We start from the raw sequence: 886 nt of genomic DNA on the forward strand, positions 1-886 counted from the left end.
CCAGTATCCCACACTCATCGCGAAGACTAGTACTGCGGTGGCATAAACATACTCTGGTTGAACCTCTTTGTAATCCAGAATAATCACCTTTCGCGCTACCGCCATTAGGGCAGTAGCCATCACAATCTTTACATGAATCACATCATCACGTAGATAGACGGTAATATTGATAAGGATCTCAATGGCAATCAAGACTGCCATGAACGCCCCAAACGTTGCCAACATATCAGAGATAGTGAGTATAAACAGCGGCGGTGTTATGAGCTTTTGATACAGTGTCCAGCCAACATCAATAACGCCCATCACAATAACGACAGCCATCAATATTGAGAGTAACCGGACGCAGTACCGAACCAAGACATAAATACGAGAAATCAAAATACTTTCAGTGTCATTTTTCATCTTAAGTGTCCTATCTAATAAGGTATTGAATCACTCACTATTTAACAACAGGAGACTCAAACCCTTCTGGCTTCAAAGTCAGCACTGAGCAATTGACCTTACCCAAAATAGACTCTGCGGTATTGCCTATGATCATGCCAGCAACATTTGAACGGCACACAGTCCCCATCACCAAGATATCAATTGACTGATCATCGACGAATTTGGGTATTTCATTCTTGGGCTGCCCCTCAACTAAATGTATCTCTCGAATACGCCGCTTAGCATGCCCCGTTAGGGCGTCAACTCTCTCTTTCCTAGAGTGCTTTTCTTCTCTTGCCATAGCTCCGACCTCGAAGTCACTGCGCCGCCCCCAAGTACTAAGATACCCTTCACCCGCAAGGTGCCAGATATGAACAATATGCAGCTCTGCGCGATATAACTCCGCCAGGCTCAAAGCTGCATCAAGTATCTGCTGATTCAAGCCGCTATCAACATCAATGTT

2 protein-coding genes are annotated in these 886 nt (G+C 44.8%); both read right to left on the minus strand.

All coding sequences use genetic code 11. The annotated features are described in order from the left end of the window. On the minus strand, nt 1-402 hold a 402-nt coding region (locus A3756_RS02130), incomplete at its 3' end, for a phosphate-starvation-inducible PsiE family protein (RefSeq protein WP_068552824.1). Between the two features lie 37 nt (nt 403-439). Then, nucleotides 440-886, minus strand: a 447-nt coding sequence (locus tag A3756_RS02135) for a universal stress protein (protein ID WP_197481110.1), incomplete at its 5' end; no start/stop codon positions are given.

The organism is Oleiphilus sp. HI0086 (assembly GCF_001635225.1).